Source organism: Pseudomonas sp. Leaf59, from assembly GCF_920984685.1.
Lineage (GTDB): Bacteria > Pseudomonadota > Gammaproteobacteria > Pseudomonadales > Pseudomonadaceae > Aquipseudomonas.
This window is the reverse complement of the sequence record NZ_CAKLBR010000005.1, coordinates 306086-318674: the sequence shown is the minus strand read 5'-3', so window position 1 is coordinate 318674 and position 12589 is coordinate 306086. Positions and strand designations below refer to the sequence as shown.

14 protein-coding genes are annotated in these 12589 nt (G+C 62.7%); 5 read left to right on the top strand and 9 right to left on the bottom strand.

What is annotated here, in order from left to right:
- Positions 1–53: 53 nt before the first annotated feature.
- The 3 genes from alr to dadA all read right to left on the bottom strand — a co-directional run bounded on the left by alr (position 54) and on the right by dadA (position 2832).
- Positions 54–1127, bottom strand: coding sequence for an alanine racemase (gene alr / locus LUB09_RS08360; RefSeq protein WP_231422315.1), 1074 nt, complete (start codon positions 1125–1127; stop codon positions 54–56).
- Between the two features lie 78 nt (positions 1128–1205).
- Positions 1206–1559, bottom strand: coding sequence for a RidA family protein (locus LUB09_RS08355; protein WP_231422314.1), 354 nt, complete (start codon positions 1557–1559; stop codon positions 1206–1208).
- Positions 1531–2832 carry a D-amino acid dehydrogenase gene (dadA, locus tag LUB09_RS08350; protein ID WP_231422313.1) on the bottom strand — a complete coding sequence of 434 codons (1302 nt, stop codon included), beginning with the start codon at positions 2830–2832 and terminating at the stop codon, positions 1531–1533. Before dadA ends, LUB09_RS08355 begins: the two co-directional genes overlap by 29 nt.
- A gap of 155 nt (positions 2833–2987) precedes the next feature.
- Here dadA and LUB09_RS08345 point away from each other — a divergent pair, with 155 nt between their 5' ends.
- Complete coding sequence (locus tag LUB09_RS08345) at positions 2988–3476, top strand: Lrp/AsnC ligand binding domain-containing protein (protein WP_003206849.1); 489 nt, start codon at positions 2988–2990, stop codon at positions 3474–3476.
- Between the two features lie 17 nt (positions 3477–3493).
- On the opposite strand, the gene LUB09_RS08340 is transcribed toward LUB09_RS08345, so the two are convergent.
- Positions 3494–3847, bottom strand: a complete 354-nt coding sequence (locus LUB09_RS08340; protein ID WP_209986414.1) for a YkgJ family cysteine cluster protein — start codon at positions 3845–3847, stop codon at positions 3494–3496.
- 114 nt (positions 3848–3961) lie between these two features.
- Between LUB09_RS08340 and LUB09_RS08335 the strand changes: the two genes are divergently transcribed.
- On the top strand, positions 3962–5254 hold the full coding sequence (locus LUB09_RS08335) for an NAD(P)/FAD-dependent oxidoreductase (protein ID WP_209986418.1): 1293 nt from the start codon (positions 3962–3964) through the stop codon (positions 5252–5254).
- Here the strand turns inward: LUB09_RS08335 and LUB09_RS08330 are convergent, their stop codons facing one another.
- A complete protein-coding gene (locus LUB09_RS08330) occupies positions 5255–5479 on the bottom strand; it encodes a DUF1127 domain-containing protein (protein WP_209986423.1) in 225 nt (74 codons plus the stop codon).
- Between the two features lie 166 nt (positions 5480–5645).
- On the opposite strand from LUB09_RS08330, the gene LUB09_RS08325 reads away from it, so the two are divergent.
- Positions 5646–7070: an aminotransferase-like domain-containing protein gene (locus LUB09_RS08325; protein WP_231422312.1), complete on the top strand. Its 1425-nt coding sequence runs from the start codon at positions 5646–5648 to the stop codon at positions 7068–7070.
- 62 nt (positions 7071–7132) lie between these two features.
- A complete protein-coding gene (locus LUB09_RS08320; protein WP_231422311.1) occupies positions 7133–8701 on the top strand; it encodes a phospholipase D family protein in 1569 nt (522 codons plus the stop codon).
- A 12-nt stretch (positions 8702–8713) separates the two neighbouring features.
- Here LUB09_RS08320 and LUB09_RS08315 read toward each other — a convergent pair whose 3' ends face one another.
- Both LUB09_RS08315 and LUB09_RS08310 read right to left on the bottom strand, forming a co-directional pair.
- Positions 8714–9856 carry an MFS transporter gene (locus tag LUB09_RS08315; RefSeq protein WP_231422310.1) on the bottom strand — a complete coding sequence of 381 codons (1143 nt, stop codon included), beginning with the start codon at positions 9854–9856 and terminating at the stop codon, positions 8714–8716.
- A gap of 151 nt (positions 9857–10007) precedes the next feature.
- Positions 10008–11501: an aldehyde dehydrogenase gene (locus LUB09_RS08310; protein ID WP_231422309.1), complete on the bottom strand. Its 1494-nt coding sequence runs from the start codon at positions 11499–11501 to the stop codon at positions 10008–10010.
- Positions 11502–11727: 226 nt separating this feature from the next.
- Between LUB09_RS08310 and LUB09_RS08305 the strand changes: the two genes are divergently transcribed.
- Complete coding sequence (locus tag LUB09_RS08305) at positions 11728–12090, top strand: cupin domain-containing protein (RefSeq protein WP_209986437.1); 363 nt, start codon at positions 11728–11730, stop codon at positions 12088–12090.
- 71 nt (positions 12091–12161) lie between these two features.
- Here LUB09_RS08305 and rpmG read toward each other — a convergent pair whose 3' ends face one another.
- Together rpmG and rpmB are read right to left on the bottom strand one after the other, a co-directional pair.
- The gene (gene rpmG / locus LUB09_RS08300) at positions 12162–12317 is read right to left on the bottom strand and encodes a 50S ribosomal protein L33 (protein WP_003176906.1); all 156 of its coding nucleotides are present in this window, start codon (positions 12315–12317) and stop codon (positions 12162–12164) included.
- An 11-nt stretch (positions 12318–12328) separates the two neighbouring features.
- A complete protein-coding gene (gene rpmB, locus LUB09_RS08295; protein ID WP_003176907.1) occupies positions 12329–12562 on the bottom strand; it encodes a 50S ribosomal protein L28 in 234 nt (77 codons plus the stop codon).
- Positions 12563–12589 lie beyond the last annotated feature (27 nt).

The window sequence follows — 12589 nt, the reverse complement described above, 5'->3', positions numbered from 1 at the left end:
GTATTTACAACACTTGGGCCTGAATCCCGGACGGCCGTCTCGCTCGCTTGCGATCAAGCGCCGCAATAGAGCCTTGGCACGCGGCGCAGATTGCAGAAGATCTGATAGGGGATGGTCTCGGCGGCAGCGGCTACGTCACTGGCAAGAATGTGTTTGCCCCATAGCTCCACGGTGGAACCCAGGCCGGCGTGCGGGATATCCGTGAGATCGACGCACAGCATGTCCATGGACACACGCCCCAACAACTGGCTGCGCTGGCCCGCCACCAGCACCGGCGTGCCGGTAGGTGCATGGCGCGGGTAACCATCGGCGTAACCCATGGCAACCACGCCGACGCGCATCGGCCTGGGCGTGATGAACCTGGCGCCGTAACCCACCGGCTCGCCGGCCGGCAGTTCACGCACGCAAATCACCTTCGACTCCAGGGTCATCACCGGCTGCAGGCGCGCGGCGATGGCCTGGTCTTCGCCAAACGGGGTGGCGCCGTACAGCATGATGCCGGGGCGTACCCAGTCGCTGGACACCTGTGGCCAGCCCATCACCGACGGTGAATTGCGCAGGCTGACCTCGGCCGACAAGCCCTGGCGCGCCGCCTCGAACACCGCCACCTGTTCATCACTGCGCACGCAGTCGAGTTCATCGGCACGGGCGAAGTGGCTCATGAGTACGATCTTCGCCGCCTTGCCACTGGCCAGCAGGCGCTGATAAGCCGACGGGTAATCCTCGGGATGCAGGCCGACGCGGTGCATGCCCGAGTCGAGCTTGAGCCAGACGGTCAGCGGTTTGCTCAAGGGGGCCTGTTCGATGGCCTCCAGTTGCCACAGCGAATGCACCACGCACCAGAAATCATGCTCGATGATCAGCGGCAGTTCGTCGGCTTCGAAAAACCCTTCCAGCAGCAGCACCGGCGCACGAATGCCGGCCGCTCGCAGCTCCAGCGCTTCCTCGATGCACGCCACGGCAAACCCGTCGGCTTCGGCTTCCAGCGCCTGGGCCACGCGCACGGCGCCGTGGCCATAGGCGTCGGCCTTGACCACCGCAAGGGCCTTGGCTCCCGCGACCTCACGGGCCAATTGGTAGTTGTGGCGCAGGGCCTGGAGATCAATGAGGGCACGGGCAGGACGCATGGCGGCGGGCTTCTATCCAGTAGGCGGCAAGGTGAAAAAAACCGGCACCGACTGAACGCGTCGGCGCCGGATCGGTAGTTATGGCAACGCAGCCACGACGGACAGCTCTACCAGAATGTCCGGTTCGCACAGCCTGGCCTCAACCGTAGCGCGAGCCGGGGCGACACCCTTGGGCAGCCACTGGTCCCACACCGCGTTCATGCCGGCAAAATCAGCGTCGATGTCTTTGAGGTAGATGGTCACCGACAGCAACCGGGTTTTGTCGGTACCGGCGAGGTCCAGCAAACGCTCGATGTTGACCAGGGTTTCGCGGGTCTGCTGTTCGATACCGGCGCTCATGTCGTCGCCGACCTGCCCCGCCAGATAGACAGTGCCGCTGTGGACCACAATCTGACTCATGCGCTCATTGGTGAGCTGGCGCTGGATGGACATGTTTTGCGGACTCCTGGTGACTACCGTAACGGGAAATATCGAGGCCTTCGGCGCTGATCTGCGGAGTTTTACGCGCGATCAGGTCGGCCAGCAAGCGACCGGAGCCACAGGCCATGGTCCAGCCGAGGGTGCCATGGCCGGTATTGAGGAACAGGTTCCTGAACGGGGTGGCACCCACAATCGGCGTGCCATCCGGCGTGGTCGGGCGCAGGCCGGTCCAAAAATTCGCCTGGGCCAGATCGCCGCCCTGAGGATAAAGGTCGTTGACGATCATCTCCAGGGTTTCGCGTCGACGCGGGTTCAGCGACAGGTCAAAACCGGCTATTTCGGCCATGCCGCCGACGCGGATGCGGTTGTCGAAACGGGTGATCGCAACCTTGTAGGTCTCGTCGAGAATGGTCGACGTTGGCGCCATCGCCGGGTTGGTGATCGGCACGGTCAACGAGTAACCCTTGAGCGGGTACACCGGCGCCTTGATGCCCAGCGGTTTGAGCAGCTTGGGCGAGTAACTGCCCAAAGCCAGTACGTAGCGGTCGGCGGTTTCCAGCTTGCCGTCGACCCACACGCCATTGACGCGGTCGCCGGCCCAGTCGAGGCGCTGGATATCCTGTTCGAAGCGGAACTCCACACCCAACTGCCTGCACATGTCAGCCAGGCGCGTGGTGAACAGCTGGCAATCGCCGGTCTGGTCGTTCGGCAGGCGCAGGGCGCCGGCAAGAATATCAGTGACACTGGCCAGGGCCGGCTCAACGCGGGCGATGCCGGCGCGGTCGAGCAACTCGAACGGCACACCCGACGCCTGCAGCACGGCGATGTCCTTGGCAGCGCCGTCGAGCTGCGCCTGGGTGCGGAACAACTGCGTCGTCCCCAGGCTGCGGCCTTCGTAGGCAATGCCGGTTTCGGCGCGCAATTCGTCGAGGCAATCGCGGCTGTACTCGGACAGGCGCACCATGCGCTCTTTGTTCACCGCATAGCGGCTGGCCGTGCAGTTGCGCAGCATCTGCGCCATCCACAGGTATTGGTCGATATCGGCAGTGGCCTTGATCGCCAGCGGCGCGTGGCGTTGCAGCAACCACTTGATCGCCTTGAGCGGCACACCCGGCGCGGCCCATGGCGAGGCATAACCTGGCGACACCTGGCCGGCGTTGGCGAAGCTGGTTTCCATGGCAGCGGCAGGCTGACGGTCGACCACAACCACCTCATAGCCGGCCCGTGCCAAATAGTAGGCACTGGTCACACCAATGACGCCGCTACCCAAAACCAGAACGCGCATTTTTTATCCTCATCGCGGGCTCAGCCGCTGACGTGTGTTATTGGAGCAATGATGGGCGCAGTGTAAAAAAGAATCTCCAGTGCATTTCACTATATAAGTGCCTATATTTGGCGACAATTCTCGGCAAAAACCCTTTTCACAGAGGCGTATCCCCTATGCGTACCAACACCCAGACCAAGCGGGAGCTGGACAAGATCGACCGCAATATCCTGCGCATCCTGCAAGCCGATGGGCGTATTTCGTTCACGGAGCTGGGGGAAAAGGTCGGGCTGTCGACCACGCCCTGTACCGAGCGGGTGCGGCGCCTGGAGCGGGAGGGGATCATCATGGGCTATAACGCGCGGCTCAATCCGCAGCATTTGAAGGGGAGTTTGCTGGTATTTGTCGAGATCAGCCTGGATTACAAGTCGGGCGACACCTTTGAGGAGTTCCGCCGCGCGGTGCTGAAACTGCCCCATGTGCTGGAGTGCCACTTGGTGTCAGGCGACTTCGATTACCTGGTGAAAGCGCGGATTTCCGAGATGGCGTCGTACCGCAAATTGCTCGGCGACATCCTGCTCAAGCTGCCCCATGTGCGCGAATCCAAGAGCTATATCGTGATGGAAGAGGTGAAGGAGAGCCTGAACCTGCCGATTCCGGACTAACCGCGCGCATTCAATTGCTAGACCAGCACCTGGCGAGTGCTGGCCATGTAGGCGTGAATCTGCTTTTCCACCCGTGGATGGATCAACTCCACCGGCCGCCGCCCATTGGGGCAAGGCAGGGTTTTGGTTGTGCCAAACAGCCTGCAAATCAGCGGGCGCTCGTCATACACGGTGCAGCCGTTGGGGCCCAGGTGCACACAGTTCAGCTCATCCATTGCCGCGTCCTGTTCGGCAGCCGTCTTGCGCGGCAGGCGTGACATTTCCTCGGGCGAGGTGGTCACCGGCCCACAGCAATCATGGCAGCCGGGGACGCACTCGAACGAAGGAATCTGCTTGCGCAGTGCGCTGATTTTCTGGCTGTTGCAACTCATCGAAACCCATACCAAACGGCGAACAGGCGTGGATTCTGCCGCAAAACGCCGCCCACAGACAGCTCCGCCCGACCGTTGTATCCTGCGTCAAATTTTTCACACAGGGAGGCTCCCATGACCACCAGCGCCCGGCACACCACGTCCTACTACGCCGCCAGCAGCGTGCCGCAGCCCGATTACCCGGCGCTTGCAGGCGACGCGAGCGCCGACGTGTGCGTGATCGGCGGCGGTTATTCGGGGCTCAACACGGCGCTGGAGCTGGCCGAGCGCGGCTTCAGCGTGGTGTTGCTGGAAGCGCGCAAAATCGGCTGGGGCGCCAGCGGGCGCAACGGCGGTCAGCTGATTCGCGGCGTCGGCCATGGCCTGGACCAGTTCGCCAATGTGATCGGCAGCGACGGCGTGCGCCAGATGAAACTCATGGGTCTGGAAGCGGTGGAAATCGTGCGTGAACGCGTCGAGCGCTTTCAGATCCCCTGCGATCTCACCTGGGGCTATTGCGACCTGGCCAACAAGCCCCGCGACCTGCAAGGCCTGGCCGAAGACGCCGAAGAACTGCGCAGCCTCGGCTATCGCCACGAAGTGCGCCTGCTGCAAGCCTCAGAGATGGGCAGTGTGATCGGCTCCGAGCGCTATGTAGGCGGCATGATCGACATGGGTTCCGGCCACCTGCACCCGTTGAACCTGGCGCTGGGCGAAGCGAACGCCGCGCAGCAACTGGGGGTGCGACTGTTCGAACAATCCGAGGTCACGGGCATCGACTACGGCCCCGAGGTCACCGTGCACACCGCCCACGGCCAGGTACGCGCCAAGACCCTGGTGCTGGCCTGCAACGCCTACCTGAACGGGCTCAACCCGCACTTGAGCGGCAAGGTGCTGCCCGCCGGCAGCTACATCATCGCCACCGAACCGTTGGACGAGGCGCAGGCTGCCAGGCTGTTGCCGCAGAACATGGCTGTATGCGATCAACGGGTGACAGTGGATTACTTCCGCCTGTCTGCCGACCGCCGCCTGCTGTTCGGCGGTGCCTGCCACTATTCCGGGCGTGATCCCCAGGATATCGGTGCCTACATGCGGCCCAAGATGCTGAAGGTGTTCCCGCAACTGGCCAACGTGAAGATCGACTACCAATGGGGCGGCATGATTGGCATCGGCGCCAACCGTCTGCCGCAGATCGGCCGGCTGGCGGACCAACCCAATGTGTATTACGCCCAGGCCTACGCGGGGCACGGCCTCAATGCCACGCACCTGGCCGGCAGGCTGCTGGCCGAAGCCATCAGCGGCCAGCAACAGGGGCGCTTCGACCTGTTCGCCCAGGTGCCGCACATGACCTTCCCCGGCGGCAAGCATTTGCGCTCACCGCTGCTGGCCCTTGGCATGCTCTGGCATCGTCTCAAAGAACTGGTGTGATCAGTCGCGCCAGAACGGCTTGAGTCCTTCCTCGCGCGCCTGTTCTTCGGTCAGGCCGATGTCACGCAACTGCTCGCGGGTCAGCGTCAGCAGGGCCTTGCGGGTATGGCGACGCAGCCAGAACAAATCCCAGCGCTCGCGGGCAGGCGCCGACCGCACGCGCCGCTGCCCGGCTTCCAGTTCCTGACCCTGTAGCGCCAGCCGCACATCACAGATCCCGTTCATATTGCTGCCCCTTTGTTGGCTCGCTGCCTTGAGTGACAAGCATGGGCCTTGCGGCAAAACCAATACAGATCCAACACAGCTTTATTAAATCCATACAGACGCTGCCTATTTGTGGCTGAATCCTGTATTTTTCGCCTATCTGTATTGGTCCCCGGGAATGGCCGTCATGACGCTTTACGTCAATCTTGCCGAATTGCTCGGCACTCGGATCAAACAGGGCTTCTACCGCCCCGGCGACCGTCTTCCTTCAGTGCGGGCTTTGAGCGTGGAGCACGGCGTCAGCCTGAGCACCGTGCAACAGGCTTATCGCGTGCTGGAAGACAGCGGCCTGGCGACGCCCAGGCCCAAGTCGGGCTACTTCGTACCGGTGAGCCGTGAGCTGCCGGCGCTGCCCGAAGTGGGCCGCCCGGCGCAGCGGCCGGTTGAGATCTCACAGTGGGATCAGGTGCTGGAACTGATCCGCGCAGTGCCGCGCAAGGATGTCATACAGCTAGGTCGCGGCATGCCGGATGTATTGTCGCCCACCCTCAAACCGCTGCTGCGCAGCCTCGCCCGCGTGAGTCGGCGCCAGGACCTGCCGGGCCTGTATTACGACACGATCCTCGGCTGTATGGAGCTGCGTGAGCAAATTGCGCGGCTGTCACTGGATTCCGGCTGCCAGTTGACCGCCGACGACATTGTGATCACCACCGGCTGCCACGAAGCGCTGTCGGCCAGCATCCACGCGATTTGCGAACCCGGCGATATCGTGGCGGTGGACTCGCCCAGCTTTCACGGCGCCATGCAGACCCTCAAGGGCCTGGGCATGAAAGCCCTGGAAATTCCCACCGACCCGCTCACCGGTATCAGCCTGGAAGCGCTTGAGCTGGCCCTGGAACAGTGGCCGATCAAAGTCATTCAACTGACCCCAAACTGCAACAACCCGCTGGGCTACATCATGCCCGAGGCACGCAAGCGCGCACTGCTGACCCTGGCCCAGCGCTTTGACGTCGCGATCATCGAAGACGACGTGTATGGCGAACTGGCCTATAGCTACCCGCGCCCGCGCACCATCAAGTCCTTCGACGAAGACGGTCGCGTGCTGCTGTGCAGTTCGTTCTCCAAAACCCTGGCGCCGGGCCTGCGTATTGGCTGGGTGGCGCCGGGCCGTTACCTGGAGCGGGTGCTGCACATGAAATACATCAGCACAGGTTCTACCGCCACCCAGCCGCAGATTGCGATTGCCGAATTTCTCAAGGGCGGGTATTTCGAACCGCACGTGCGGCGCATGCGCGCGCAATATCAGCGCCAGCGCGACCTGATGCTCGACTGGGTCAGCCGCTATTTCCCCGCTGGCACCCGCGCCAGCCGGCCGCAGGGCAGCTTCATGCTGTGGATAGAGTTGCCGGAGGGCTTCGACACCTTGAAGCTCAACCGCGTCCTCGTCGAACAAGGCGTGCAGGTAGCGGTGGGCAGCATCTTTTCTGCGTCGGGCAAGTACCGCAATTGCCTGCGCATGAACTACGCTGCCAGGCCGACGCCGCAGATTGAAGAAGCCGTGCGCAAGGTCGGCGCCGCCGCGATCACCCTGCTGGCCGAGGCGGCGCACTGACCTTTCCCGTAAACTCGCCGTCAGATGTCGACAACCGCCCTGATCTGGAAACCACGCCCTTGATGATTCGACGGCTTTTACCGTTTTGCCTGTTGGGCGCCCTGGCGCTGGGCGGTTGCGCCACCACGAGTGCACCGCGTATCCCCAGCGACGCGCTGCCCGCCGCGCAATCATCATTCGGCCGCTCGATCCAGGCTCAGGCGGCGCCGCATCAGGGTCAGTCGGGCTTTCGGCTGCTGCCCAACAGCAGCGAAGCCTTCATGGCCCGCGCCGAGCTGATCCGCAATGCCCAGAGCAGCCTCGACCTGCAGTACTACATCGTTCACGACGGCATCAGCACGCGCATGCTGGTGGATGAGCTGCTCAAGGCCGCCGACCGTGGCGTGCGCATCCGCATTCTGCTGGATGACACCACCAGCGATGGCCTCGATCAGATCATCGCCACCCTCGCCGCCCATCCCAAAATCGACATTCGCCTGTTCAACCCGCTGCACCTGGGGCGCAGCACCGGCGTCACCCGGGCCATGGGCCGCCTGTTCAACCTGTCGCTGCAACACCGGCGCATGCACAACAAGCTATGGCTGGCGGACAACAGCGTGGCCATCGTGGGCGGTCGCAATCTGGGGGACGAGTACTTCGACGCCGAGCCGAACCTGAATTTCACCGACATCGACATGCTCAGCGTTGGACCTGTGGCCGAGCAACTGGGCCACAGTTTCGATCAGTACTGGAACAGCGCCCTGAGCAAACCCATCGATGAGTTTGTCTCCAACGTGCCCACCAAAGGTGACCTGGCGGTTGCGCGCAAGCGGCTGGAGGCCTCGCTGGCCGAGTCACGCCAGCAGAATCACGTGCTGTACAACCGCTTGCGCACCTACCAGACCCAGCCGCGCATGGACATCTGGCGGCGCGAACTGATCTGGGCCTGGAACCAGGCGCTGTGGGACGCGCCGAGCAAGGTCCTGGCCAAGGCCGACCCGGACCCGCGCCTGCTGCTGACCACTCAATTGGCGCCGGAGCTGGAGGGCGTCAAGCAAGAGCTGATGATGATCTCGGCGTACTTCGTGCCCGGCCAGCCGGGCCTGGTGTACCTGACCGGACGCGCCGACGCCGGCGTGTCGGTGAGCCTGCTGACCAACTCGCTGGAAGCCACCGACGTGCCGGCCGTGCACGGCGGCTACGCGCCCTATCGCAAGGCGTTGCTGGAACACGGCGTGAAACTCTATGAACTGCGTCGCCAGCCCGGCGACCCCAGTGCCGGCAGCGGGCCGCACCTGTTCCGGCGCGGCAGTTTCCGGGGCTCGGACTCCAGCCTGCACAGCAAGGCGATGATCTTTGATCGGGAGAAGTCGTTTATCGGCTCATTCAACTTCGACCCGCGCTCGGTGCTGTGGAACACCGAAGTGGGCGTACTGGTCGACAGCCCGGAGCTGGCCGAACACGTGCGCAACCTGGCGCTGCAAGGCATGGCGCCAGCGTTGAGTTATGAGGCGCAACTGCAGGGTGGCAACGTGGTGTGGGTGACCGAGGATAACGGCCAGATGCACACCCTGACCCGCGAGCCGGGCAACTGGTGGCGGCGCTTCAATGCCTGGTTTGCCACCAGCGTTGGCCTGGAACGCATGCTCTAAAAGCAATACAGATCAGGCGGGTTGGGCGGTGCCGAATGCGCCTTGGCGCAGCAAAAGTATGACCAACCCCAGCGCCCCTGCCGCCATCAGCAACGGCAGCGCATGCCCACTGATCCACTGGCTGCCCGCACCGGCCACCAGCGGCCCGATCAGGCAACCGATGCCCCACAACTGGGCCACGTGGGCGTTGGCACGCACCAGCGCATCATCGCGATAGCGTTCGCCGATCAGGATCAGCGACAGCGTAAACAACCCACCCGCACTCGCACCAAACAGCACCCACACCGGCCAGATCAGCGGCGTATGCATCACCAAGGGAATCGCCAGGCTCGATGCCAGCAACAGCACCGCACAACTCAGGAACAAGGTGCGCCGTGGCAGGTAATCCGCCAGGGCGCCGATGGGCAATTGCAGCAGCGCATCGCCGACCACCACCGTGCTGACCATCGCCAGCGCGACCTCGGCGGTGAAGCCTTGCTGCAGGCAATACACCGGCAGCAGCGTCAGAATCATCGCCTCGAACGCGGCGAACAGCGCCACCGCCCAGGCAATCGCAGGCAGGCTCAGGCAGAAGCGCCACAAGTCGCCGAAGGTCACGCTGAAAGCATCCGCCGTCGGCGCGCCGGAGCGGCCCAGCAGTGACAGCGGCGCCACCAGCAGCAGGCCCACGCCCACCCAGAAACCATAGTCATGCCCGGTGCCGATCACGCCCAACAGCAGCGGCCCCGACAATTGGCTCAGCGCATAACTGCAGCCATACAGCGCCACCAGCCGGCCGCGCCACTGCTCCACCACCAGTTGGTTGATCCAGCTTTCGCCGAGGATAAACACGATGGTCAGGATCACCCCGATCATCAGCCGCAACACCAGCCATACCGGGTAGCTGGGCAGAATCGCCAGCAGGCCGATGGACACGGCCCCTGCCCACAGGCACAGGCGCATCAGGTTGGCCGTGCCGAGCCACGCCGCCAGCCGGCTGGACACCTTGGCGCCAAGCAGCACGCCAAACGCCGGCATCGCCGCCATCACGCCAATGGCGAAACTGCCGTAGCCCCAGCCTTCAAGGCGCAGGGACACCAGCGGCATGCTCACGCCCAACGCCAGGCCGACGCTGAGTACCGAGGCCAACACGGCGAAGTAGGTCGCCCAACGCATTGCCATGCTCCAGTGGATAATTCTTGAGTACACACAAAACAGTGCGGGAGGGGGCTTGTCCCCCGATAGCGGTGAATCAGCCAGCACTCGTGGTGCCTGACACACTGCTATCGGGGGCAAGCCCCCTCCCACATTTCTACTGCTGTGCTGGTTAGAGCTTGATCCAGGTCGACTTCAGTTCGGTGTATTTGTCGAACGCATGCAGCGACTTGTCGCGACCATTACCCGACTGCTTGAAACCACCAAACGGCGCGGTCATGTCGCCGCCGTCGTACTGGTTGACCCACACACTGCCCGCACGCAGCGCCTTGGCGGTCAGGTGAGCCTTGGAGATATCGGCGGTCCACACCGCGGCGGCCAGGCCGTAGACGGTATCGTTGGCGATCCTGACCGCCTCTTCAGCACTGTCGAAGGTGATCACCGACAACACCGGGCCGAAGATCTCTTCCTGGGCGATTTTCATGGCATTGGTCACGCCATCGAAGATCGTCGGCTCGACGTAGGTGCCACCGGTTTCCTCAAGGATCCGCTTGCCGCCAACGACCAGCTTGGCGCCGTCCGCATGGCCGGCTTCGATGTACGACAGCACGGTGTTCATCTGCTGGGTGTCCACCAGCGCGCCGACAGTGGTGGCCGGGTCCAGCGGGTTGCCTGGCTTCCAGCCTTTGAGGGCTTCGATCACCAGGGGCAGGAAGCTGTCCTTGATTGAACGCTCGACCAGCAGGCGCGAACCGGCGGTGCAGACTTCGCCCTGGTTGAAGGCGATGGCGCTGGCGGCGGATTTGGCGGCGGCCTGCAGGTCCGGCGCATCGGCGAACACGATGTTCGGGCTCTTGCCGCCGGCTTCCAGCCACACGCGCTTCATGTTCGATTCGCCGGAGCGGATCAACAGTTGCTTGGCAATCTTCGTCGAACCGGTGAACACCAAGGTGTCGACGTCCATGTGCAGCGCCAGCGCATTCCCCACGGTGTGGCCGTAGCCCGGCAGCACGTTGAACACGCCTTTGGGAATACCGGCTTCAACGGCCAGGGCGGCGATGCGGATGGCGGTCAGCGGGGATTTTTCGGACGGCTTGAGGATCACCGAGTTACCGGTGGACAGCGCAGGGCCGAGTTTCCAGCAGGCCATCATCAGCGGAAAGTTCCACGGCACAATAGCGCCAACCACGCCGACCGGCTCGCGGGTGACCAGACCCAATTGATCGTGCGGGGTGGCGGCGACTTCATCGTAGATCTTGTCGATCGCCTCGCCACTCCAGCTCAGCGCATTGGCGGCGCCGGGCACGTCGATGTTCAGGGAGTCGCTGATCGGCTTGCCCATGTCCAGGGTCTCAAGCAGCGCCAGCTCTTCGGCATTGGCCTTGAGCAGCGCGGCGAAGCGGATCATGGTGGCTTTGCGCTTGGCCGGCGCCAAGCGCGACCAGACACCGGAATTGAAGGTAGCGCGGGCGTTTTCGACGGCGCGCTGGGCGTCGGCGACGTCGCAGCTGGCGATAGTGGCCAGCAGGCGGCCGTCGACCGGGCTGATGCATTCGAAGGTGTCACCGGAAACGGCATCGGTGTATTCGCCATTGATGTAGGCGCGACCTTCAATCCTCAGGTCCTTGGCGCGTTGTTCCCAGTCGGCACGGGTCAGGGTGGTCATGCGAGTGTCCTCCTCTTATGAATACAAGGGCCGGGCTATGCCCGGCGGCCTTAAAGAATGCGTGCCCGGCCAGCCTGCTGTTCGGCTCAAGGCAGCTGCCACCCTAAACCAGCGGCTGGTGATGTTTCAATATATTTGACATAACGCCGGAAAACGCCCTTGCGATGTTCATTTTAATAAACATAGACTTTGGGCTCTCCTACCGCAGGCCAGACGGGACACGCACATGAGCATCCAGGATATCGTCGACTTCAGCCAAGCCAGCACCGCCCCCGAACGCTATCGCCCTGCCGCCGAAAAAATCCTCAAAGGCGATCCCGAACAGACTCTCTACAACCACTACAACAGTCCGTGCGGCCAGATGAGCGCCGGGGTGTGGGAAGGTGAAGTCGGGCAGTGGAAGGTCAACTACACCGAGCACGAGTACTGCGAGATTGTGCAGGGTGTGTCGGTATTGCGCGATGGCGACGGCAACGCCAAAACCCTGCGCGCCGGCGACCGCTTCGTCATACCGGCCGGCTTCAGCGGCACCTGGGAAGTGCTGGAGGCGTGCCGCAAGATCTACGTGGTGTTCGAACAGAAAGCCTGATCAGGCAAATCCCAGGCAAAAAAAAGCCCGACTCGTGAGAGACGGGCTTTTTTCACAAGGAGGAAAACCAATTACTTGATTTTGCCTTCTTTGTAGATCACGTGCTTGCGAACGCGCGGGTCGAACATTTTCTTTTCGAGCTTGTCCGGGGTAGTACGCTTGTTCTTGTCGGTAGTGTAGAAGTGACCAGTACCGGCGCTAGAGATCATTCGAATCAATTCACGCATGATAGAGCTCCTTAGATCTTGCCGGCGGCGCGGATTTCGGCCAGCACGACAGTGATGCCACGCTTGTCGATGATACGCATGCCTTTGGCAGATACACGCAGGCGAACAAAACGTTTCTCTTCTTCAACCCAGAAGCGGTGATGCTGCAGGTTCGGCAGGAAACGACGACGGGTTTTGTTATTTGCGTGGGAAATGTTATTCCCAGTCACCGGACCCTTACCGGTAACTTGACAGACTCTCGACATGCCTCAGCCCTCTAAAACCACATGCCC